This is a genomic window from Pseudomonas sp. S4_EA_1b (assembly GCF_016307435.1).
Lineage (GTDB): Bacteria > Pseudomonadota > Gammaproteobacteria > Pseudomonadales > Pseudomonadaceae > Aquipseudomonas > Aquipseudomonas rhodesiae.
The window spans coordinates 1-19,774 of record NZ_JAEILC010000007.1 but is presented as its reverse complement, the minus strand read 5'-3'; the positions used below and the strand labels follow the sequence as shown (position 1 = coordinate 19,774).

The following is a 19,774-nucleotide window of genomic DNA, read 5'->3' as shown; positions in this document are numbered from 1 at the left end:
GTCTCAGCTCAGCGGAAACCAGGCTTCGTATCAGGCTTCTTCGTGGCATGGTCGAGTCAATACTCTCCTGAAGGTGCACAGCTTCCATGGTCTCTTCAACTCTCATTTTCGGTCGCATCAGACACTCGGCGCCACACCTTCAGAGAGGGCACGACACATAGGCATAAAGAAATCATGCAAAGCGTGCTCGAGAGGAAGCCCAGTTTCGTTCCTAATGAGCTGCCTGCTGTGACCAAGGCGGCTATAGACAGAATTACCGTTAGTACCAAGAGGGGGATCTTTACTGCAGGGTGGATCTCATATTGGTCACTGATCGCAATCTTCGTCACTGCAGAGTCCTTGCGCGATTTGCTGATGGGTATAGCTCGGATTATCCAGGGAACAAAGACCCTTTGCGCAGCAGTTGAGCCCCCGTCCAGGGGCGGATTGCTGCCCCAGGCAGTTCGATGACGGGGAAGATGGTGCCTTACAGATGAGACCTGACTGCAGGTAGAGGCGAATGAGGCAATCCATGTTCAAGGCAGTATCAGCAAGTGCGCTGCGGGGCATTGTCGTTCTAGGGCTGGCCCTTGGGTTGGCAGCTTGCGGCCACGGCACCAAATCAGAGCGACTCGCGCAGGCCGTGCGGGCAGCGATGGCCAGCGGCCCGTCGGAGAGTGCGTTCGACAATCTGGACGAGGAGTTCGACCAGCTGGCACATGAGTGCGATCGCGTGCTGACCATCCCCAGCTGCCAAAGCCCCGAGTTCGTTGAGGTGAAGAAGTGGGCACTCAACGAGATGTCCGGGATGCTGCTCGCTGGTGCCGAAAGAGGTGAGGCGTGGGCTATTCGCAGGCTCTTCTCCCTTGGTCAGGGCGACGTTGTCACGCCGGCATTGCGGCAGAAGGCGGCGGTGCTGATCCTGGAGGCAGCCAAACAGGATGATGCATCCGCGGCCGCGCTCCTTCAGGCCGGCCGGATGTACACGAATGGCGTACTCACCCAGCAGGACTTCACTCTGGCCAGGGCAAGCCTGGAAAAGGCTTGGCAGAAGGGTGCAGTAAGCGCTGCTGGTGATCTGGCGGCCCTGGCAGACGTCAACCAGGACTCTGCCACCGCGTACCTCTGGGCAGTGCGCTGTGTGAAACCCTGCTCGGCCGGTCGAACCTTGGAAGCCTACTTGGAGCCTCTCACGCCTGAAGAGGTGACCCGCATTCAGAAAGTTGCGCGTGACCATTCTGTGCTGACTATCAGCTACCGCTGACGGTTTGGATTGCTAATCCCGGACGCAGGCAAGGCCTAAAACATCCCTCATAGAGCTGCAAGCGGGCTTGCAGTTTCACGGCTGCTAGTACGATGGACTCATGAATCTCCCCATGCGGTTATATCAGCATGGGGGCGGGCTATATGTTGCTGATCTGGAGAAGATTATGGTCGCTCAGCACCACTACAAAGGCTTTGAGCTGAACTGGGACGAAGAGAAGCAAGCCTTCGCTATTACCCTCGAGGGCGAACATGTATCCGTAGCCAATACCATCGCCTCCGGGGAGCTGTGCATCGACTTCTACCACGATGCATCGGCCGTTTCCTTCAGACTCCATCGCAAGCGAGCCGAGAAGAAGCGGGAAGAAGAGCGTGATACCGCTGGTCCCGAGCCTGAACTTGCAAAGCAAGGCCGTCCGAACGTGGCCTGGGTGAAGTGGTACCGCTCCCAGTCTGGCTGCGATCTGCGTGAAGCATTCCAGGAAGCTGAAAATCGCATCGCTAGCCGTCAAGCGGGCTAACCTGCGCGCCATTTTTCGTAGCCTCTCTAATCATCCACAAACTAAGGAAACCCCATGAAACTGTTTACCAAAATGGTTGCCGCGGTCCTTGCGTCTTTCGTCATCATGGGCGTCCAGGCTCAGGAGCCGGTCAAGAAGCCACTGAGCATCGACGTTCACACACCGGCCTATGTGCCCAACCCGCTGGGTGGCCATGATCCTGACTGGCAGGTTTCGGTCACGGCGAGTTTGGTGGACAGCACTGGCGCTGTCGTCAACGAGCCGGTTTTCTCGTTCCGCGTGCAGTCTGGTCTTTGCACGTCGGGTAAGAAACGCGTGGTCAACATGAAGCCCGACAACCAGGTGGAAGTGACTCAGAAGGCCTGCGTTGGAACGATCGGAGGGGGCAAAACCCGCATCGTGGGATGGGTCTTCGCTAATAACGACAACCCGGACGTGCTGATGGAAGAAAGCAAGGGTGAGCTGGTCTACGGGACGCTCATCGAGTTCACCGTTGATGGTGGCTACCTTGACGCGAAGGTCGGCGCTTATCGCGTGACGGCAGCCAGGATTGACGGTTAACCTCGGCGCCTAGCCATAAGACACCGACAACCCTGGCACGCCCGCACCAGCTGCGCCGGCGATCCGGTTGCAGCTGGAGCGATCCGCGATGACAGGCACGCCTGTAAATGATCAACAACTGATCGACACCTTCCTCCCCGCGATTCTGGAGAATGACGCCAAGGGCATTCTTCAGGATCTTCTGGCCCAGCCAGACCTTGCTATGCAGTTTTTTGGCTTCTCGGAAGAGGAAACCCGGAAAGCGATCAAGCACGTCCAGGGGATACTCGAGGAGTGCTACCGGGCTGGGCACCTAAAGGTAGTGATAAGCCACGAAGATGGCTGCCTGTACGGCTATGCGCTGCTCTTCGTCCATCCAGATCCGGCTTTCCCTCGCTACTGCCACAAAATCTTCGTCTATGAGCAGTACCGCGGCCATGGTCTTGGTTCCCAGATGCTAAAGATGCTTCTGGACGATCCGCGCGGGACTTGCCTGCTCTGCAGAGATGAGCTGGTGCCCTTCTACGAACGCGCAGGCCTGGAGCTGAAAGGGAAATACGAAGCGCCCGGTGCCAGGCATGGTTTCGCGCTGACCAATTGTCTCTACGCCGATCTGGTGCTCATGGGGACGACCGGAGGCGGCGGTACTGCGCCCGTGTTCATGCTCAATGACCAGGACATTAAGCAACTGCTGGCGCTGGCTCAGTGATGGCGGACGGCACGGTCAATCCGCAGGACCTCGATGATGAGTATGTCCGCAAGCACGCTCGCCGTGGGGAGGAGTGGGACCAGGCTCGGCGCCGGTTGAACAACGAAGTTGCTGAGCGGTACTCCCAGTTGCCAGGCTGCGTTAACTGCTCCCACGGGGCTGGGTGTGTCGAGGAAGCCAGAGCAGCTCATGCCCTGACGGGCTTAGCAACCTGCCTGGGCCCCGATGAGAAGTGGCCAGCGGAGGCTCTGGAGCCTGAGCTGTTCAAGGAAGCCCTTGCCCAGCACCAGCACCGCACAGAGGATCTCGCCGCTATCGCCAGGGGGCATGTGCACAGTTTGCTGGTGCACATGCGGAACCAGGACTATCCCATCAACGCATTCATGGTCTCCCGCGAACTCAAAGGGTACCTGCAGAGTTGTCGCGATCTTGGGCTGTTTGGCCGGGATGAGCTTATGAAGCTCGAGATGGATCTTCACGAGAGCGCCCAGAAAGCGAGAGAGGCCTTCATCAAACAGTTCCGGGAAAATGACCAGAGTGCATTGCCGTGGCGATGACAGCCGGAGGCCCCTGAATAGGGCTGAATGAACCGCTTGTTTTTCTGGCAAACCATGGCACCCTGCGGCGCAGTACGAAAAACAGGGAATATGGGCTGATGGAGTCCGTACACGAAACCCTCAACCCCAATGGGGCAGGGCAACAAGACGAATTCACAGAGTGGATGCGAGGTCCTGACGCGCGTTTCGTCGGCGCAAAGCGCCTCCCAGATGGCACATATGCGGGTGTGCTACCACTCATGTTCACCTACGCAATTTGCCTCGGCGTCACTCGTGAACTCGCCTACCAGAAGCGGTTCTGCTACGAGGACACCTCGGCATGCCTTCACGAGTACAGCAGACTGGCGTCCTTCAACGATGAGCCTGAGGGCTGGGTTGCTCGTCGGCCGCTCGTAGCCCTTTGACCGGATGTATAGCTATAAGATTTTCCCATGAAACCGTGTAAATTATAATTTTCCCGCGCTTTCTATAGGAAATTCGCCATGCGGCAACCCATTGAGCGAGCCGGATACAGCTGGCTGATCAACGCCCTCGATCTTCGCTGCGTGCCGCTTGATCGTGAGTGTGTCATAGGCTCCCGCCCAGCGCTCTCTAAGTCCGCCGGTGGTGTGAAAGTAGAGGTTTTCACCAAGGGGTACGCCAGAGAGCACCGCCCCGTCGACCAGATGCTCTTTGCGCTCTCGTACGAAGGGGTAAATCTGGGCGTCCTGGAGCGCGCATTCCAGATTCCCGCTGTCCGGGATGACTTGGCTGCGGCAATTGCTGAGAAGCCAGCCAGCGGCTATCTGCGCCGGCTCTGGTACATCTGCGAGAAAATTGCAGGCCACCCGCTGCCTCTGCCCGACGCGGCACAGAACATTCCCTATGAGCACCTGCTCCCACCAGAGAAGTATTTCACCGGCCCAGAGGAGATGTCTCGTAGGCATCGCGTGCGGATGAATCTCCTTGGAACGCCTCAGCTTTCAGCGCTGATTAGCCGCCAAGGCTGGGCCGACGACAGTCTTTTGAATGCGCAAATAGTTGAGCGCATGCATGACCAGATGGTCGACTTCTCGGTCACCGAGATTGCCAGAGCGGCGCAGTACCTGCTGACGACAGAGACCCGCAGTTCCTACGAGATCGAGCACGAACGCCCGGCTCCCGATCGAATCTTGCGCTTTGTGCGAGTGCTGGAGCAGGCGGGCCAACGCCCGCTGGATGAGGAGTTTCTGTTCGACATCCACCGGATAGCCCTCGGCACCGGGCGCCCCGATCCGTCCATTGGCGCATACAGGCATCTGCAAAACTGGCTCGGCCGCGGGGATCTCATCCACCTGATCCCGCCGGCGCCCGAAACAGTGCCTGAGATGATGGAAGAGTGGTTCGTCATGCGTGAGCGCGTCATGCGCAGCGATGCCCCAGCGCTAGTGAAGCTAAACGCAATCGCGCACAGCTTCATCTACATCCATCCTTTCATGGACGGCAACGGCCGGTTGTCCCGCTTCATCATGCAGGACATCCTGGCCAATGAGGGTCTCAAACTGCAGGGCATCATCATGCCTATCTCTGCCGGCCTGCTGGTCAACCTGGACAGTTACATCGGCACGCTCGACGCATTGTCACGCCGGCTACTTAGCGCCACGCAGTACCACCGTGTGGACTTGGCCAGCGACCCTGAGTTGGAGGAGGCGCATGCCCATCTGTTCGCTCACCTGGACATCACTGATCTGCAGGGAGAGGTCAATAAGAGCGCTGCTCGGGTTCTGGACGGGCTCATGCGTGATGAGGTCAGCCATCTGGTCCGGCGTGATAGGTTCAAAGAGCAGCTGAATCGCGAGCTTGACCTATCAAACCGTGATCTTGAGCTGCTTATCGCGGTGATTTACGAGAACAGCGGGCGTGTCTCCCAGCGTAAGCGGACGGGCTTGTTCCAGCACCTGACGGATGAGGATATTGCACTTGCAGAGAGCATCTACGCCGATCTGCATGCGCCGGAAGCACCAGGCTCTGCTGTGATGCTGGATCCCCTGCAGTAGGTTTATTTCAGGATTGAGTTGCCCGGCGGCCGCTCGTAGCTGACAAGTACAGGCTTGCGCTTTCAGGCTGTATGGGACAATTCCATCATCGACCTGGTACACCGTGAATAGCTTGGCCAGGCCGACTAGGCATTTCACATAGGAATTCATCCTGATGAGCAAAATTACTGTGGTGCGCTTCCCGAATGGGTCTTGGTCTACTGGAGGCCCGGTGTCCTCTCCGGACTACGAACTCTGTGAAGTTTACGTCGTGCCCTTCAAGACCGAGGCCGATGCCAGAAAGCAGGCTCAGGCTGCTCGCCGGCGACTTGCCTCGAAGAGCCTTCCGCTGCCAACTCAGCACGCTCCCTTCATCCATCCGGCGCTTGCAAGCTAGGTAGTCGTCCATGAATGCAGTCCAGTTGATCCAAGAGGCTATTCGCCAAGTCGTCCTCGCGTGCACCAAAGGCAATGAGCTGTTCGCTGCCGGGCTGCATGAGCCAGCTGTCAATGGGTGGATCCAGCTTGACCCGGCAGAGGCTACGGAGGCCCACATAGAAATGGAGGCAGCCCTACAGGCCGTACGCACAGTCGCGCAGCAGCTGCCCGGTGATGCCTTGGTCAATCTCCACCAGTACCTGGATCGTGCTGAAAATGGCCTCGAATACTCGCTGGCCACCATCAATGCTGATTCTGGTGACCATGTGAAGGCCCATGCTAGCCGTGCTCAATCTGCGCGGAATCAGCTGGCGGGCCTCATAACGCTGTCAGAGAGCATCGTCCAAAGTTTCGGCACCGTTTGAACTGGATTCGCCACCTATCCGGGGGCGGATGGACACTTGCACTTCAAGTGCTCCATGAGAGGCTATTCCCAGTCACTCAAGGACCTCTCCCATGGATCTTTTCAAGCAGGCCAGCTGGCTTTTCTGTCAATTCCCCATCAACCGCTACCTGATGAGCAACGCTCACGGCCGTCAGGATGGGGCCGAGAAGGCGATGCGGCATATTGAGCTTTGCAGCTTCTATGTCGCGGCGGTGAAGGGGCTGAACAGCACCGAAATGGCCATTCGGCTGCATGAAGATGAATTCCGCGCGGTGCACGACAAGACGCAAGAGTTGACCGACTACCTGGACGAGGCGATCGGCTTCCCTCTGGACAGCCGCCCGGATTACGAAACCCTGGCCCCGCTGTTCTTCGAAAAATTCCACGCGCTGGCGCTTGAGGCCCTGCGTGTAACCACCTCCCAGGCTGCGCCCGCAACGGCTGGTGACGCCAGCTATTCCACACAATTCGAAATGACCGAGTGAAGGATCATGAAGAAAGCTGAAATCGGTAAGGGCCGCTTCTACAGCGACGGCAAGATTGGCGTGCGCGAGGTGCTGGACGAAGGCCCGCAGTACAAGCTCTATGACGGTGTCGAGGACGATGACTGCCTGCGGTACCGCTGCCTGAGTGCCAAAGCGGCAACTGATATTGGCCAGGAATCGAGCAGCACGCGAACCTCTTTCGCTGCATGGGCCAAGGCAGAGATTCCAGCAGAAGAGGTGCAGGCGCACCTGCTCAAGCTGCAGGCCGAAAAGATCGCTCGCAAGCTGACCGAACCCCAACGGCTGTTTCTGCTCACCTTTGACAGCGACCTTTCCGAAGGCGATGGCGTTGAGTGCGCACGCACCGAGTTTCGAGTTGCCGCCTCCTGCCGTGAGAAAGGGATCATCGCCTCAATGCCGGAGAAGCTCGATGCAGACGACCGTTGCTTTGACGTGAACTTTTCCCCGCTCGGCCTGGCCGTGCTCGAATCCGTGCTGTTGGCCTGAAGAGGGATGCCCCAGATGAGTAGCGTACGGCTCAATTTAGCAATCATCATGGTCATTGCCTCCGGCTGCGCCGCCGGCCTGGCCGTCAGCCTGGCTCTTGGCGGATTCGCAACATCCTTGACCCCAGGTACCCGAGAGGCGCTGACGATGGCGCTGCCTGCTCTCACCGCCATCGCTGGCGCTGTCGGCGGCTATCTGCTCGGTACCGCCAGCCTTCCGCTCAGTCGGTCCTCAGCTGGGCAGGGTGATCCAATCAGCGAAGAGCGTCTTCGTCTTCGCGTTGAGCGGCAGTTGTTCGGCATTGCCTTGGTGGCCATAACTACTGCCCTCGGAGCCTTTGGCTTTTCGGTCGGGATGCGTGGATATCTGGAGCTGCCACTTCTTGGCTTTCTTGAGAATCGACTGCTGACCTTCAGTGGATTTGCGATGCTCTTGATTGGGATCGGCTTGCTGGTAAAAGTCGCAATGATCCGTCGAACCGGTAACGGCTGGCAGAATTGGTAGCGGAGGAGGGAAAAGTGCCGAATCTTCACGACAACATTATGAGGCTGGCCTGTGAGCCCGACTCTGATCTCCATGGCGAGCGCCAGGCATTCAAACGTGGCCATAAGCAGGCACGTCATGCTGCGGCCGAGTTGGCCGCGGCGTACGTCCAGCTCGAGGATGCGATGGCAGTGATTGCTGCGCCGCTGCAGATGGCTCTGGAGATGGGGGCGATCAAGCTGCCTGAGAACGGGGTGGTGGACCTCAAGCGTGGGCTGGCTATGTACCAAGAATGGCGCGGTACGCCGTCGGCAGATCCTGCAGACGACCGAGACAAAGATCGCGAAGCTTTGCCCGCTGGCGCCGTTATCGACTACCGGGGCGAGGAGGCCACGGTAGTGGCTGACCAGGGTGGTTCTGAGCTGGACGTTGAAGTCGACGGGCATCGGCAGCGCTGGCAGTGGACCTTTGAAGGGGTGTCCTGCACCGTGGTGTCACTGCCGGCTTAATTGCATGGTAATTTGGAGGATGGGTTAGAAATGTTCTATTCGGTCTGGAACACCTACCGGCATACAAAGGTCATTCCTGTTCTGCTGGCATCAGCCGTTCTTGGTGCGCTCTTCATCACCTTTGCGGCCGGCGGGGTGATGGCGATCGCCAGTGGAAACGGCTTGGGCTCGTTGCTCGTAGGTGTCATGGGGCTCATCCTCGGCTTGGGTGTCCTTCAGGCATGGTGGCGAGTAGTGTCGGAACTGCTCAGCATGAAGGTCGACAATACGTGGACTGCTGTCGTTATCGTCTCAATACTGGTGATACCGCTCTATGTTGAGAATGGACCCGGCGGTCGTTATGTTGGGGGCGTCATCGCTGAAGCACCGTTCTACCTCATCAAGATCATGAACCCCAGTATCGATCTCACCTGGATCAAGAGCGTGGCAAACGACATTCCCGAACCTCAAGATGAGGTAGAACGGTAGCGCCACGTCAACGTCAACCAGCGACCCAGTGCAGAAAGCAAAAAGCCCCGCAGATGCGGGGCTTTTGCTGTTTAGAGGTTGGTCAACACCACGACCAGGTGCTCACTCATATGCGCTTGCCCCTGGGTGTGGGCTCCCCCCAGCGCAGCCTTCAGCTTCTCGACAATGACATCCCAGTAGGGCATATCGCTGTCAGTTCCCTCGCCAGTGAGGCTGGGATCGACGAAGACCACGACATCGGCCCAATCGTCAGGATTGATGGGGCCTTTTTTATCGTGCCAGGTCATGACCGGAGACTTGTTCACGAAATCCTGGAAGCCAGGATCGGCGAACAACTCCGGTACCGCCAACTTGATACCGGAAATCGACCGGGCTTCGCTGGCCATGATGGCTTGAGTGACTGCTTGGTTGTTCATCGCTGCTCCTTCCTAAATCAGGAGGGAGTCACAGCCCCGTAGGGGCATATGACCCCCAAGGGTTGTTGGTGAGGCGCTGGTTTGGTCAGAACTCGATGATTCCTTCCTTGACCAGTGCCGCATGGATTTCATCGAACACTGCCTTCTTGCAAGCGGCTGCATCAGCGTCCGCCGGCACTTTCTCGAAAGCGGTGCTGATGATGTCGCCAGCGTCCAGATCGTCGATCAGCTTCTTTGCCATCTCTTCGAACGAATCGCCTTGCGTGTTGCTCACGCGCAGGGAATAGGCCCGCAGAACTTCGGCAATCTCTGCCTCCGTAACCTGGCAAACAGGGGCGCCAAAGACTTCCGGCTGGCCAAGAGCAGTCTCGCTATCGACCGGACTTTCGCCAGGGAAGTACACGCCCTTGTCTTCTTCCTGCCAGCCAGGCAAAGCGGCAACCATGGTCAGGTAGTCGCTCATCGCCGCGGCGGTGGAGAAGGCGTGCAGGGAGTTTTCGGCGTAGACGTGGTACGAAACGATTTGGCCGGTGCTCTCGTTGATCGAGATGACGGTGAACTTTTGCATGTGTAGCTCCTTCAGGTTTGAGAAGGAGCCCAGGCCCCATAGGGGCTTGAGCCCCTGATGGGTTTGTGTGATGTGCTTCTTCGACCTAGGCCGGGCGAAGCTAACCCGCATGTGCCTTGCGGGCACGATGAGATTGCATCATAGCATCCAGCATCGGCCGATCAGCAAGGGTGAGGGTAGAGGGGAGCGCCGCTAAAGTGCCTTGTGTGTCTTGCGTAGTTAAGGCAAAGAAATCTTTCTGTTATTGGCGGAATCGCCGAGGTGACACAAAGAATCCTTTGCCTTACGTGCAGAATGATGAATCTCTGCTAAGATCGTCATAACACAAAGAAATCTTTGTGTTGGTCGTAAATTGGCGGCTGAAAGCAAAGAAAGGTTGTTGTTATGCGAATCCAGCGACTAAGCGATGATGCAATTGCCCTGCAGTTGGGTGAAGCACTGCGTGAGCGGCGCTTGCGCAAGGGCATAACTCAGGACGACATAGCGAGCCTGGTGGGGGTCAGCGTACCCACTATCCAGAAGCTGGAGAAGGGGCGGGGGACGCTCCAGCTCCTGATCGCCGTGCTGCGAGAGCTCAACAGCCTTGACCTCATGAGCGGTCTTCTCGCCGCACCGCGCGTCAGCCCCCTTGAGGTGGCCAAGACAGGGAAGGTCACCCGCATTCGCGCCGCCGGCAGTTCGCGCGGCGGGCAGGCCCGAACCGGGAAAATAGTAGTTCACAAGCCAGGCGGCGAATTGAGCAAGCGTGGCGAGCAACCATTGCTGATACCGAGGAAGTGACGTGGCGAAAATAGCTCAGGTGTACCTCTGGGATACCCTGGTAGGTGCTGTGTTCTGGGATGACACCCAATCGCCGGCAACCGGCACCTTCGAATTCGACCAGGCCTTTACGGAAATAGGCTTGGAAATCGCGCCGCTGACAATGCCGGCCGTACCCGGTGAGGTGTACGCCTTTCCGTCGCTGAACCCCAAGGCGTTCAAGTCCCTGCCGCCGTGCCTGTCTGACTGCCTCCCCGACGACTTCGGTAACGCGGTGATCGACGCTTGGCTGGCGGCCAGCGGCCGAGATCCTCGCCAGTTCTCTCCCGTGGAAAGATTGCTGTACATCGGTTCACGCGGGATGGGCGCCCTGGAGTTTCGGCCGGCCTTGGAAAAGGCCAGCAACAAGTCAGAAAAACTCCAGCTGGAGTCTCTGGTGGAGCTTGCAGGGCGAATCCTGGAGGAGCGCAGAACCCAGTTCGATGGCCTGCACCTGGAGCTGAAGTCAGAGGCTGAGGATGAAGCGCTCAAGCACCTGTTTCAGGTAGGTTCCTCCGCCGGCGGGCAACGCCCGAAGGCGATCATCGCCATCAATGAGGCGACGGGTGATATCTGCTCAGGGCAGATTGAGGCCCCTGAGGGCTTCAGCTACTGGCTCTTCAAGTTCGACGTGAGCAGCGGGGCTAGCGCCCTTGGTGATCCGGCCGGCTTCGGGCGAGTCGAGTACGCCTACCACCTCATGGCGATCGCCGCAGGCGTGCAGATGACAGAGTGTCGGCTGTACATCGACGGCCCGCGGGCGCACTTCATGACGCGCCGCTTCGACAGGCTGGAGGACGGCGACAAACTGCACGTGCAGACGCTCTGTGCGATGGACCAGGCCGACTACACAATGCCGGGCGGATACAGCTACGAGGAGGCCCTGCAAGTCTGCCGGGACCTCGGCCTGGATCGCGAAGAGCAGATCGAGCTCTATCGGCGGATGGTATTCAACGTGATTGCCCGCAACCAGGACGATCACACGCGCAACATCGCCTTCCAGGTGTGGCGCGATGGTGTCTGGCACCTCACGCCGGCCTATGACATGTGCTGGGCGTACCGGGCGGATTCGCCCTGGGTTTCGTCCCACCAGATGACTCTCAACGGCAAGCGGGACAACTTCACGGTCGATGACCTGCTGGCGGTCTCGAAGCACATTTCAAAGCTGGATGGGAAAAAGGTCATCAAGGAAGTGGCCGATGCGGTCAGCCGCTGGCGGGAGTTTGCAGGCCTGGCCGGCATGACGGATCAGAACCTCATTCAGCAGATCGAGCAGACCCACCGGCTGTACTTGGCTGAGTAGAAGTAAGCCAAGCTCGCTCTTCACTGAAAACGACGGTGAAGATCCGGGAAGATGTCCTGCGCAAACCAGGCGGGCAGCCCCGGCTCCAAAGTGCGGGACTTTGGGGTGGGGCTGACGACAATTCCGGTCTTGATCAACCGGGTCAGTTCGTCAGTAGCAGATCGAGGTGGAAGGCCTGTAAAGGTCTTGAATTCGTTGCGGGGGAGAGCACCCTGCATGAGAAGCGCAATCACCGCGGGGGCGCTCTCCGGCCGGATACCAGCATCTAGCAGCCGCTCGTTGGTTTTGAACGCCCGAAGCACTCTCTCGCGAAGCTTCGTCCTATCCAGGGCTGAAATCATGTAGTCCACTTGGTCATGGCAGACGTCGAGCATGAACTCGATAAACGCGAAGTAGTGTTTCTGTGACATCTGCCCACGGCCATCTAGGTCACCCTCTCTCTGCCGATCGGCCATCGCCAAAGCTCGGTAGTAGTCTTCATGCCGGCGTGCCAGCCCGCGCGAAAGCGACCACAGGTAAGGCTCCAGTCCAAGCTGTACCAGTTGAAGGTGAGTGATCATCCTTGCGACGCGTCCATTCCCGTCGAGGAACGGGTGAACCCAGGCTAGACGGTGGTGATAGGCCAGCACAGCAATCAGCCGTCGGCGGGGGTCCTTGCTGGCGCCAAAACCAGCCTGCAGGTGCGCCAGCATGGCGGAGACAGCAGTGGCAGCCGGCGCTGCGTGATTTCCGACAAATACTTCCTCATCGGGAGTGCTGCGCAAGGCTCCAGGCACCAACACCCGACCATCAGAGAGTCGGCGGCTGTCTTCGTCGGTGCCGTGGAACAGGCGAAAGTGCACCGTACTGATCAGCTTTGTCGAGAACATGTCTTGGAATTGCCTTGGGTAGCGGCTCAAGGCTCGCTCGAACAAGCGCTGAACTTCCATGTGTTTGACCGCCTGGTCCTTGAGCAGTTGGCGTTCGCGTTTGGGGGCGTTCTGGGCGATCTGCATGGCTGCAGGCTCGGTGTACTGACCCTCGATCAAGTTCGAGTAGTAAGTGTTGGTAATGAGCAGCAGCTTGCTCAAGCGAGCAGCAGTTTCGGGCGCCAGTCGCCCGGCCAGGAACGCCGCCTTTGCAGGTAGCGTGTCAGCCTTTTCCAGAATCGACGCGGGGAGCGTCTCGGGAAGAATGGGGTTGAGCCAGCTTTTGTCGGCGATCAGCGTCATCTGAGAAGAGTGGTGCTAAAAGGAATGTGCACCAAGCGTAGATGATTTGGCGTTAGTGCTGCACATTTATTTGCGCATTAATCTTCGATGTAGGCCGCTAGTTTACTGTATTACAGACGAGACATGCGGTTCTAGGCTGCACATTTATTTTCACATATGGCGGCCATCTGGAGCGTACTGCTGCGCTCACTTTGGCGGCTGAAGACGTCGGGCCCACCAGTCTCGCGATGGTTCTGCAGCGTTGTCTTCCTCGATCGCGATCATCAGCGCAATAAGCGCCTCTCGAGTGCGGGGTGACTTGCCGCCGCCGGAAAAGGAAGTGTTGAACTCGACTACAGCTCCGCCTTCTTCGTCGTAGACGCTGACATACACGTCGTTGTCAGCGTCGAGACCAACGCGCAGGTGAGCTGCTTTGCTCATGTCGCCGAAGCGGCCAACGTCCAGGGCTTTCGGCCAGTTGGAGGGCGCCGCGTTTTGCTGTTCCTCGTAGGCAGACCGCAGGCTCTCCATCGACTCGTTGAACTTCGAGGAGGTCCGGATACCAATCGCGTCTACACGAAGTAGCACCTCGACCGCATTGAGCAGTGCCGAGCTTGCCTGGGCCGTGGGTTGCCCATGCTGGAAAGTATCTTTTGCGTCGAGATCGCTCACGGTGAGGCTCCCTATCCGTTGGCGGGCACTTTGCCCGCCGAGTAACAGCAGTGTCTCACCGCGGCGTAAAGAGCAAGCTTCACCCTGCCTAGAAGATGCGCTGGATGCTAGGAATGGCCTGAGCAACCTCGAAGAACAGAGAGCCACGCTTGGTGGTCAACCTGATTCCCCACCGCTCGTTAATCGAGACTAGTGTCTCCCCATGGGCAAAGAGCGGATACGGGGCAGGACCGAGCTGCGCAAGAAGAGCCTCAGAGGCTGCGCGAACGGTGTCCTCGTCGAGGGCATCGCTGAAGAATGCATCGGTGAAGCTGAAACTAATGCCCCAGGCCTCTGCCAGCTCGTAGCCAAGCTTCACCCTCGCGCAGCGTTCAAGAGCCTGGGAAAACTGAACTTCGGTGATTTCGCTCCGAATCGGAAACACCTCGGGATGCACTTTTTCTGGCTCCGACCACTCGCCAGGTTCAAGGCCAACATACCCAACTGGCTCCCATCCACTGGCCAGTTTCTCCAACACCTGTGCGTAAGCCTCGAACTCAGCTCGCTCATGTCTCTCGTAGCTGTCACGCAGCTTGATGGGCCTCAGCATGCCCAGCGTGCTCGAAGTGCGGCACTCGCCATCTTTGATGGTGACATTCAGGTGCCAGTTAAGATTGGAGACCTGGTAGACGGTGTGGTCGACATCGAAAAAGAGGGATTCCCCGTCTGCGAAGCAGTAGTCGTACACGTGTGCGCAGCGGCCGCGAGCCCACAAGAACGGCTCGGCGATGTCGCCGGATTCAGGGTCACGAGCAGTGATCTTTACATAGCCGTCGTTGATGAGAAGGCCTTTCCCATTCCAGCCCCAGCCTTTCGACTGCTCCCCCCAGGACGAGACGATGTCGACTGCGCGACGGCGTTCTGCAGGGAATGATTCGCGCCGGATGGGGGAGGGAAGAGCTGCGATCTGCAAGGCCTGCTGGATGGCTGCCTTCGTTATCGGCTTAAGCTCAAACTCAGCAGGAGGAACGGGGATTTTGGTCCAGATCGGGTCGTCAGAGGTCGGGGTGCACTTGAGCCCTTCTGAAACGACGTCAAGCCGGATCTGCTGTTCGTCAGGGTTCGGCCAGTGCTTCCAGACGATCGCATCGAGACGCTTAACCCCAATGAAGCCTACGAAGTAGGCTACATCCGGCATCTTGAGGCAAAGCCACTGGGCGAGCTCGCGCACCATCTTCATCTCGATGACGTATTCAGCCGGGTATTTATCCTGGAAGTCGTCAATCAGAGTGCCGTGCGTGCGGCAAAGCCAAATGCCGTTCGATATGTCCCGGATCTGCTCAGCCGTTAGCCCGTCCGTTTTCCTGGGCCCATTCTTTGAGGCCGGGTAGATATGGGCCGCGACTGCAATGCCAGCAGCGGAATCGTTCCCTTCTTTATCAACGGTCGGGCCTGTGGTTGGGACAAGACAGTTGGGGAAGCTGCAATGAAAGCCGGCACGCTTAGCCAGGGCTAGCTTGGTCTCGGGTGAAAAATTGATACGACGACTCTTCTGCTCTTCGCTGGTGCTGCTCATCGGGGCATTGCCTTAATCAAAGCCGGATTGCCAAGACGACAACCAGGGCCGGTTGTGTCTGGATCGTAGGGGCTGAAGTAAATGCCCCCAGCATAGGGGCGAATTGAAAGTATGCATTACCGCAGGACGGGGAGAATCGCTTAACGGTACCCAGGTACGGCCGCGTGCCGGGGCCAGGCCCTTCCCTTGATCTGGTGGTGACAATGAAGCTCCTGAAAGGATTTGTAGATGCGGCAGCCAGGCGGCTTGGTTACGTTCCTGAGACCGAGGTTCGCGACAAGCTGGATTACAGCTTTTCAGTGGCCAAGCGCCTGGATGAGCACCGGGAGGTGGTAGAGCAAATTTTGGCCCGTACAACGCTCTTCCACGATTGCCCCTGGCACGCCATGCACATGGCGGCCCAAGACGACTATCTGATGAGGCTCTTCCATATGGTTCACGGGTGCTGGCCTGAAGAGGTTGAGCACGGCTACACGCCTGCGGATGCGACCAAGTTGAAGGGGGCTCGCCTGCCTCCGTCTAAGCTTCCTCGGCGTATTCTCCCTGAAGTCCGCAAGCGGCCAGCAATTCTTGGGGTGTGCTGCCTCCCCGAGCACCACTCAGCTGGAAAAGCTTCCTCTCCAGACTGGGCGGAGATTTCCTACATGGCTCGTGACACGAAGGGTGTATAGCCAGAAAGAAGGCCAACATGAGCTGGTGAGTTCCTAAAGCTCGCGCGAGGTTGTAGTATCTGAGGCTACTTCTTTCGCCTATGCATGCCGAAAGAGCAGCTTGGTACCAAGCACACTTTCACCCTCTGGGGACTCAGTCCCCTCAGGGGGCGGGTCTCCACCAAACCTGGAGAGACCCAATGCAAACTCTGTACGAACAGCAAGTTCACCTCGCTTCGGTTTTCATCGCCAGCAATCAAGAGCGCGTGGCTTCCGTAACCGATACAGCGGTCAAAATGGCCAACGACCTTCTGGGGCGTCTGGCGCCGAAGATCCTTCTTAAAAACTCACTCACCAACCTGCAGGCCCTGGTCGAGCCGTCGAAAATCGAAACCTTCGGGGTTCGTCTTCGTCAGCATGCGATCGAATTCGTGCAGGCAGGTGCGAGTGGCGCCTACTGGGAGTTGATTGATGGCATCTCGGCCCTTGCCGATGCCACGGGCACCCAGTGGCCGTACATGACTCAACAGCTGCGATCTGCTCGCCTCGAGCATGCGCTCGAGCACTTCCAAAGCTGCAATCTGAACCGCCCCGGGTTTCGTGGAGGCCTCAACTCTTGAGAAGATGAGGCCATGAAAAAGACTACGACCTACTCCCCTGAAGTCCGTGAACGTGCCGTGCGCATGGTTCTGGAGCATTTGAACGACTATCCCTCCGAGTGGGCCGCCATTGAAGCCATCGCGCCGAAGATTGGCTGTGCAGCGCAGACGTTGCATGGCTGGATTCGCCGTCATCAGACCGACGCAGGTCAGCGTCCAGGCCCGACAACCGAAGAGCGCGAACGCATCAAGGCGTTGGAGCGGGAGAACCGCGAACTGCGCAAAGCCAATGAAATTCTGCGTCTGGCCAGTGCGTATTTTGCCCAGGCGGAGCTCGACCGCCGCACCAAGTCCTGAGGGCTTTTGTCGATCAGTACCGTGACCGTCTTGGGGTCGAGTCGATCTGCCGCGTCTTACAGATCGCCCCGTCCGGTTACCGTAGGCATGCGGCCCAGCAGCGCAACCCCGAATTACGTTGCTGCCGCGCTCGACGCGATGACGCATTGATCATGGAAATCCAGCGCGTATGGGACACCAACATGCAGTGCTATGGCGCAGTGAAGGTCTGGAAGCAGTTACGGCGAGAAGGCATCGCAGCTGCCAGGTGCACGGTAGAGCGATTGATGCGTCGTGCTGGATTACAGGGCATAAGGCGTGGCCAGGTCGTGCGCACAACGGTGGCTGGCGACAAGGCTCTTTGCCCGCTGGATCGCGTCCAACGCCAGTTCCATGCCGACCGCCCGAACCAGTTGTGGGTGTCGGACTTCACCTATGTATCGACCTGGCAGGGCTGGCTGTACGTGGCGTTCGTGATCGACGTCTTTGCACGCCGGATCGTCGGCTGGCGAGTCAGTACTAGCATGAAGACAGACTTCGTACTGGATGCCCTGGAGCAAGCCCTGTATGCCCGTCAGCCGCATTGCACAGGTGGGCTGATCCATCACAGCGACCGTGGCAGTCAGTACGTCTCCATTCGCTACACTGAGCGATTGGCAGAGGCCGGTATAGAGCCCTCGGTGGGTAGCAAGGGAGACAGCTACGATAACGCCCTGGCCGAAACCATCAACGGGCTGTACAAGGCCGAGCTGATTTACCGTCAGTCATGGAAGAGCCGCGAAGCCGTCGAAATGGCGACCTTGAAATGGGTGCACTGGTACAACCACCAACGCCTGCTGAGCTCAATCGGCTATATCCCGCCTGCGGAGGCTGAGGCAAACTTCCACCAGCAGCAAACAGATCAGGCCGTGGCGGCCTGACTTAAACGAAACGGCCTCCACGAAACCCGGGGTGATTCAATCAGCTGCTCGAGGTGGAGACAGAGAAACTCACCGCCTAAGCCTTGCCTGGTCCTTTCCGTCACATCGGAAGGGGCCAGGTCGAGTCTTCTTCCAACAGCGCACATCTGTCGTAAGAAGATTCTTTGGTCATCCATGCGGATGCCTAGAAAAAGCTGGTTACCCAGCACCTACCGCTGCAATCGCAGCATTCCCTCTGGGGGCTCCGCCCCTATGGGGTTGGAGCCTCCTTTCTCAGCAAAGGAGTTCCAAATGTCTATCAAGCAAGTTCTGGTCATGAATGCTCGTCCTACCGATGGCTGCAGCGCCGCCCCGGAAATCGCGGTATATCCCGATGCCGTCGAGCTGCTGCAGCGTGTGCAGGAGCTGAAGGCATTGATGGACGCTCACGGGCTTTCTGAGGTGCGGATTCTTTCTACGCCGAACTGGGGGCCTGGTGATATCCAAGATGAATTGCGCCTGACCTGCGGTGAGTTGGTAGTCCTCAACAATGGGTTCTACTTCACCGACGCTCCGGCCAAGGAAGACTACGACATCGAGACCGATCCGACGTCCATCAACCAGCTCGAGGAGTGGGTTGGCACGGGCGCCGAAGTGATCTTCGCGGATGCGGGCTTGGAAAATGCCTACCAGCAGTTCGTGGGAGAGCAGGGCGAGGAATCGGATGCAGGTGACCAGTAATGGCCCGGCAGTTGACGTCCGAGGACCTGGCTCTGCTGGCGCAGTACAAACCAGCCGCAAACGTTGGGCAGCTGTACGACACTGACGACAAGTTCGCAGAGATCCTGTGGAAGGCGATACCGAATTTCGTGTATCAGGCCTTCTCCTGGATGACTGTCGAGCAGGTGAGAGCTCAGATCGTCAGCTGAACTAATACAACCCACAACGGGCCATGTCCCGTTGAGGGCATGGTCTTCCTGATTTGAAGGAGATCTCCATGCTTTATCAAGAAATGAAAAAACACATTCTGCAGGGCCTGCTGGAGTCCGGCTGGACGGCGGTGGATGACATTTCGATGCAGTGCACTACCGCCGTCGCTAAGAAGGACTACGACACCGCTGTAGGTGTGAAGACAGCAATCGCGTACTTCAGCGAATCACCTGGTGAGTGCTGCCGCCTTAGCGGCGAGTACTACAGCGAGGGTGGGAATATCCTGTGTACCACCTCGTTCTATGTCTGGTACCGGCCGCATGCAACATCGCCGGCGATAGATCTGCAGACAGGCCACCTCGTAAAGCTACCTGAGGAGCTGGTGCTGGAAGACCTGATCGCAGGGGCCAAGGTGTTCAACGAGAAAGCAGAGAAAGAGATAGCCGCCAGCTACGCGGTGCGGCTGCTCAGGAACCGAGAGAAAGTCAGCTGAAATTTGATGGCAGTTCAGTTGCTGAGAAAAGAAGGTTCGACGGTCTTAGACGATTGCCGAATCGGGGTGTTATAAAAACGGAAACCCGGCCTAGCGCCGGGTTTCTTCGTTTTGGCTTCCGTAGTTGATGATTACCTGCCCTCTATTACTTGTAATGATTGGGCTGTTCGCTCCATACGTTGTGATATTGCTGGAACCTGGTGCGCAATCAGCGCTTTGCCCTGGCGGATAGCTCTTCCCGTCAATGATAACCACGCTGCTATTCCCGACCACGATTGGCGAGTTAGGCCCCGTAGTCACGCAATTGTGCGTGTTCGAGGCACCTGTAGCCGCCTTCACGGCGGAGACCTTTTCGCTCAAGTCATCGCAGCCGGCGAGTATGGTCAGTGAGAGGAGAGCAAAAATAACGTTCTTCATGGTTTTCCTTGATCACCTGGCAGTGATTTTGCCGGACTCAATCAGCGGTTTCAGCGTCTCGATCTGACTGGAGATTTGCTCCTGGAAAACAAGGGCGGTTTCAGGAGCTG

General features: G+C 58.0%; 26 protein-coding genes and 1 other annotated feature. Of the genes, 20 read left to right on the top strand and 6 right to left on the bottom strand.

What is annotated here, in order from left to right; translation table 11 throughout:
- The first annotated feature begins 511 nt into the window (after window positions 1–511).
- From YA0848_RS01705 to YA0848_RS01650, 12 genes are all read left to right on the top strand, one after another.
- A complete protein-coding gene (locus YA0848_RS01705) occupies window positions 512–1,243 on the top strand; it encodes a hypothetical protein (protein ID WP_065327509.1) in 732 nt (243 codons plus the stop codon).
- 112 nt (window positions 1,244–1,355) lie between these two features.
- Window positions 1,356–1,763 carry a hypothetical protein gene (locus YA0848_RS01700; RefSeq protein WP_065327510.1) on the top strand — a complete coding sequence of 136 codons (408 nt, stop codon included), beginning with the start codon at window positions 1,356–1,358 and terminating at the stop codon, window positions 1,761–1,763.
- Between the two features lie 54 nt (window positions 1,764–1,817).
- Complete coding sequence (locus YA0848_RS01695) at window positions 1,818–2,324, top strand: hypothetical protein (RefSeq protein WP_065327511.1); 507 nt, start codon at window positions 1,818–1,820, stop codon at window positions 2,322–2,324.
- Between the two features lie 88 nt (window positions 2,325–2,412).
- Window positions 2,413–3,012 carry a GNAT family N-acetyltransferase gene (locus YA0848_RS01690; protein WP_065327512.1) on the top strand — a complete coding sequence of 200 codons (600 nt, stop codon included), beginning with the start codon at window positions 2,413–2,415 and terminating at the stop codon, window positions 3,010–3,012.
- Window positions 3,012–3,569 (top strand): hypothetical protein, encoded by a 558-nt coding sequence (locus YA0848_RS01685; RefSeq protein ID WP_065327513.1) that lies wholly within the window; start codon window positions 3,012–3,014, stop codon window positions 3,567–3,569. Before YA0848_RS01690 ends, YA0848_RS01685 begins: the two co-directional genes overlap by 1 nt.
- A gap of 482 nt (window positions 3,570–4,051) precedes the next feature.
- Entirely contained in the window at window positions 4,052–5,584 is a 1,533-nt protein-coding gene (locus YA0848_RS01680; protein WP_065327515.1) for a Fic family protein, read from the top strand.
- Between the two features lie 386 nt (window positions 5,585–5,970).
- Window positions 5,971–6,366, top strand: coding sequence for a hypothetical protein (locus tag YA0848_RS01675; RefSeq protein ID WP_065327516.1), 396 nt, complete (start codon window positions 5,971–5,973; stop codon window positions 6,364–6,366).
- A gap of 91 nt (window positions 6,367–6,457) precedes the next feature.
- The gene (locus tag YA0848_RS01670; RefSeq protein ID WP_065327517.1) at window positions 6,458–6,871 is read left to right on the top strand and encodes a hypothetical protein; all 414 of its coding nucleotides are present in this window, start codon (window positions 6,458–6,460) and stop codon (window positions 6,869–6,871) included.
- Between the two features lie 6 nt (window positions 6,872–6,877).
- Window positions 6,878–7,378 carry a hypothetical protein gene (locus YA0848_RS01665; RefSeq protein WP_176707249.1) on the top strand — a complete coding sequence of 167 codons (501 nt, stop codon included), beginning with the start codon at window positions 6,878–6,880 and terminating at the stop codon, window positions 7,376–7,378.
- 15 nt (window positions 7,379–7,393) lie between these two features.
- The gene (locus tag YA0848_RS01660; protein WP_065327519.1) at window positions 7,394–7,882 is read left to right on the top strand and encodes a hypothetical protein; all 489 of its coding nucleotides are present in this window, start codon (window positions 7,394–7,396) and stop codon (window positions 7,880–7,882) included.
- A 14-nt stretch (window positions 7,883–7,896) separates the two neighbouring features.
- Window positions 7,897–8,370 carry a hypothetical protein gene (locus YA0848_RS01655; RefSeq protein ID WP_065327520.1) on the top strand — a complete coding sequence of 158 codons (474 nt, stop codon included), beginning with the start codon at window positions 7,897–7,899 and terminating at the stop codon, window positions 8,368–8,370.
- 30 nt (window positions 8,371–8,400) lie between these two features.
- The gene (locus YA0848_RS01650) at window positions 8,401–8,838 is read left to right on the top strand and encodes a hypothetical protein (RefSeq protein ID WP_065327521.1); all 438 of its coding nucleotides are present in this window, start codon (window positions 8,401–8,403) and stop codon (window positions 8,836–8,838) included.
- Window positions 8,839–8,909: 71 nt separating this feature from the next.
- On the opposite strand, the gene YA0848_RS01645 is transcribed toward YA0848_RS01650, so the two are convergent.
- Window positions 8,910–9,254 (bottom strand): hypothetical protein, encoded by a 345-nt coding sequence (locus YA0848_RS01645; RefSeq protein ID WP_065327522.1) that lies wholly within the window; start codon window positions 9,252–9,254, stop codon window positions 8,910–8,912.
- Between the two features lie 85 nt (window positions 9,255–9,339).
- Window positions 9,340–9,822 carry a hypothetical protein gene (locus YA0848_RS01640; protein ID WP_065327523.1) on the bottom strand — a complete coding sequence of 161 codons (483 nt, stop codon included), beginning with the start codon at window positions 9,820–9,822 and terminating at the stop codon, window positions 9,340–9,342.
- A 384-nt stretch (window positions 9,823–10,206) separates the two neighbouring features.
- On the opposite strand from YA0848_RS01640, the gene YA0848_RS01635 reads away from it, so the two are divergent.
- Window positions 10,207–10,602, top strand: coding sequence for a helix-turn-helix transcriptional regulator (locus YA0848_RS01635; protein WP_065327524.1), 396 nt, complete (start codon window positions 10,207–10,209; stop codon window positions 10,600–10,602).
- Between the two features lies 1 nt (window position 10,603).
- A complete protein-coding gene (locus YA0848_RS01630; protein ID WP_065327525.1) occupies window positions 10,604–11,923 on the top strand; it encodes a type II toxin-antitoxin system HipA family toxin in 1,320 nt (439 codons plus the stop codon).
- 20 nt (window positions 11,924–11,943) lie between these two features.
- On the opposite strand, the gene YA0848_RS01625 is transcribed toward YA0848_RS01630, so the two are convergent.
- From YA0848_RS01625 to YA0848_RS01615, 3 genes are all read right to left on the bottom strand, one after another.
- Window positions 11,944–13,134, bottom strand: a complete 1,191-nt coding sequence (locus tag YA0848_RS01625; RefSeq protein WP_083196140.1) for a Fic family protein — start codon at window positions 13,132–13,134, stop codon at window positions 11,944–11,946.
- Window positions 13,135–13,320: 186 nt separating this feature from the next.
- Window positions 13,321–13,785 (bottom strand): hypothetical protein, encoded by a 465-nt coding sequence (locus YA0848_RS01620; protein ID WP_065327526.1) that lies wholly within the window; start codon window positions 13,783–13,785, stop codon window positions 13,321–13,323.
- Between the two features lie 88 nt (window positions 13,786–13,873).
- A complete protein-coding gene (locus YA0848_RS01615) occupies window positions 13,874–15,340 on the bottom strand; it encodes an HNH endonuclease signature motif containing protein (protein ID WP_065327527.1) in 1,467 nt (488 codons plus the stop codon).
- A 203-nt stretch (window positions 15,341–15,543) separates the two neighbouring features.
- Here YA0848_RS01615 and YA0848_RS01610 point away from each other — a divergent pair, with 203 nt between their 5' ends.
- From YA0848_RS01610 to YA0848_RS01585, 6 genes are all read left to right on the top strand, one after another.
- Window positions 15,544–16,011 (top strand): hypothetical protein, encoded by a 468-nt coding sequence (locus YA0848_RS01610; protein ID WP_065327528.1) that lies wholly within the window; start codon window positions 15,544–15,546, stop codon window positions 16,009–16,011.
- Window positions 16,012–16,190: 179 nt separating this feature from the next.
- A complete protein-coding gene (locus YA0848_RS01605) occupies window positions 16,191–16,610 on the top strand; it encodes a hypothetical protein (protein ID WP_198731216.1) in 420 nt (139 codons plus the stop codon).
- Between the two features lie 12 nt (window positions 16,611–16,622).
- Window positions 16,623–17,845 (top strand): IS3 family transposase gene (locus YA0848_RS01600; protein WP_116620509.1). Its coding sequence is split into 2 segments (ribosomal slippage): window positions 16,623–16,908 and window positions 16,908–17,845, totalling 1,224 coding nucleotides; the frame shifts between segments, so codons are not numbered across the junction.
- Window positions 16,901–17,017, top strand: a sequence feature (AL1L pseudoknot). (Overlaps the previous gene by 117 nt.)
- A gap of 291 nt (window positions 17,846–18,136) precedes the next feature.
- Complete coding sequence (locus YA0848_RS01595) at window positions 18,137–18,565, top strand: hypothetical protein (protein WP_065327530.1); 429 nt, start codon at window positions 18,137–18,139, stop codon at window positions 18,563–18,565.
- A complete protein-coding gene (locus tag YA0848_RS01590; protein ID WP_065327531.1) occupies window positions 18,565–18,753 on the top strand; it encodes a hypothetical protein in 189 nt (62 codons plus the stop codon). Before YA0848_RS01595 ends, YA0848_RS01590 begins: the two co-directional genes overlap by 1 nt.
- A gap of 68 nt (window positions 18,754–18,821) precedes the next feature.
- Window positions 18,822–19,247 carry a hypothetical protein gene (locus YA0848_RS01585; RefSeq protein ID WP_086250763.1) on the top strand — a complete coding sequence of 142 codons (426 nt, stop codon included), beginning with the start codon at window positions 18,822–18,824 and terminating at the stop codon, window positions 19,245–19,247.
- Window positions 19,248–19,337: 90 nt separating this feature from the next.
- Here the strand turns inward: YA0848_RS01585 and YA0848_RS01580 are convergent, their stop codons facing one another.
- Complete coding sequence (locus tag YA0848_RS01580) at window positions 19,338–19,664, bottom strand: hypothetical protein (RefSeq protein WP_198731215.1); 327 nt, start codon at window positions 19,662–19,664, stop codon at window positions 19,338–19,340.
- Between the last annotated feature and the right edge of the window lie 110 nt (window positions 19,665–19,774).

Bases quoted from the DNA above. Each gene is read 5' to 3' on its own strand.
- YA0848_RS01705 (WP_065327509.1), top strand. From the start codon at position 512: ATGTTCAAGGCAGTATCAGCAAGTGCGCTGCGGGGCATTGTCGTTCTA.
- YA0848_RS01700 (WP_065327510.1), top strand. From the start codon at position 1,356: ATGCGGTTATATCAGCATGGGGGCGGGCTATATGTTGCTGATCTGGAG.
- YA0848_RS01695 (WP_065327511.1), top strand. From the start codon at position 1,818: ATGAAACTGTTTACCAAAATGGTTGCCGCGGTCCTTGCGTCTTTCGTC.
- YA0848_RS01690 (WP_065327512.1), top strand. From the start codon at position 2,413: ATGACAGGCACGCCTGTAAATGATCAACAACTGATCGACACCTTCCTC.
- YA0848_RS01685 (WP_065327513.1), top strand. From the start codon at position 3,012: ATGGCGGACGGCACGGTCAATCCGCAGGACCTCGATGATGAGTATGTC.
- YA0848_RS01680 (WP_065327515.1), top strand. From the start codon at position 4,052: ATGCGGCAACCCATTGAGCGAGCCGGATACAGCTGGCTGATCAACGCC.
- YA0848_RS01675 (WP_065327516.1), top strand. From the start codon at position 5,971: ATGAATGCAGTCCAGTTGATCCAAGAGGCTATTCGCCAAGTCGTCCTC.
- YA0848_RS01670 (WP_065327517.1), top strand. From the start codon at position 6,458: ATGGATCTTTTCAAGCAGGCCAGCTGGCTTTTCTGTCAATTCCCCATC.
- YA0848_RS01665 (WP_176707249.1), top strand. From the start codon at position 6,878: ATGAAGAAAGCTGAAATCGGTAAGGGCCGCTTCTACAGCGACGGCAAG.
- YA0848_RS01660 (WP_065327519.1), top strand. From the start codon at position 7,394: ATGAGTAGCGTACGGCTCAATTTAGCAATCATCATGGTCATTGCCTCC.
- YA0848_RS01650 (WP_065327521.1), top strand. From the start codon at position 8,401: ATGTTCTATTCGGTCTGGAACACCTACCGGCATACAAAGGTCATTCCT.
- YA0848_RS01645 (WP_065327522.1), bottom strand. From the start codon at position 9,254: ATGAACAACCAAGCAGTCACTCAAGCCATCATGGCCAGCGAAGCCCGG.
- YA0848_RS01640 (WP_065327523.1), bottom strand. From the start codon at position 9,822: ATGCAAAAGTTCACCGTCATCTCGATCAACGAGAGCACCGGCCAAATC.
- YA0848_RS01635 (WP_065327524.1), top strand. From the start codon at position 10,207: ATGCGAATCCAGCGACTAAGCGATGATGCAATTGCCCTGCAGTTGGGT.
- YA0848_RS01625 (WP_083196140.1), bottom strand. From the start codon at position 13,134: ATGACGCTGATCGCCGACAAAAGCTGGCTCAACCCCATTCTTCCCGAG.
- YA0848_RS01615 (WP_065327527.1), bottom strand. From the start codon at position 15,340: ATGAGCAGCACCAGCGAAGAGCAGAAGAGTCGTCGTATCAATTTTTCA.
- YA0848_RS01610 (WP_065327528.1), top strand. From the start codon at position 15,544: ATGAAGCTCCTGAAAGGATTTGTAGATGCGGCAGCCAGGCGGCTTGGT.
- YA0848_RS01605 (WP_198731216.1), top strand. From the start codon at position 16,191: ATGCAAACTCTGTACGAACAGCAAGTTCACCTCGCTTCGGTTTTCATC.
- YA0848_RS01595 (WP_065327530.1), top strand. From the start codon at position 18,137: ATGTCTATCAAGCAAGTTCTGGTCATGAATGCTCGTCCTACCGATGGC.
- YA0848_RS01590 (WP_065327531.1), top strand. From the start codon at position 18,565: ATGGCCCGGCAGTTGACGTCCGAGGACCTGGCTCTGCTGGCGCAGTAC.
- YA0848_RS01585 (WP_086250763.1), top strand. From the start codon at position 18,822: ATGCTTTATCAAGAAATGAAAAAACACATTCTGCAGGGCCTGCTGGAG.
- YA0848_RS01580 (WP_198731215.1), bottom strand. From the start codon at position 19,664: ATGAAGAACGTTATTTTTGCTCTCCTCTCACTGACCATACTCGCCGGC.